Here is a 389-nt window from a genome sequence, read left to right on the forward strand (position 1 = left end):
GGCTGCGCACCGGCCGGACGCTGTCCGGCGTCGTGCTGGACCTGCGCGGCAACGGCGGCGGCAGCCCCGTGGAGGCGACCCGGCTGGTGAGCGCGTTCGTGCACGGCAAGGTCACCGCCTACCAGTGCACCGTGGACGGCAAGTGCGAAACCTCGCGGACCGACGACACCGTCGAGCTGCTCAACCTGCCGCTGGCAGTGCTCACCGACCGCAGCTGCGCCTCGGCGTGCGAGCACTTCAGCTCCGCGGTCAAGGACCTGCGCATCGGCCAACTGGTCGGCACCAGGACCGCCGGCGTGATCTCCGGCCCGGCGCAGCCATACCTGCTCGCCAACAACACCATGCTGAGCTTCCCCGCCAGACACCACCTGGGGCCCAACCGCGAGGTG

General features: G+C 71.2%; 1 protein-coding gene. It reads left to right on the forward strand.

Annotated elements, in window-relative coordinates:
- The coding region (locus tag V5E28_RS49225; RefSeq protein ID WP_336217218.1) for a S41 family peptidase at positions 1 to 389 on the forward strand (389 nt) is incomplete at both ends.

Source organism: Nonomuraea sp. LPB2021202275-12-8 (assembly GCF_037044575.1).
Classification (GTDB): Bacteria; Actinomycetota; Actinomycetes; order Streptosporangiales; family Streptosporangiaceae; genus Nonomuraea.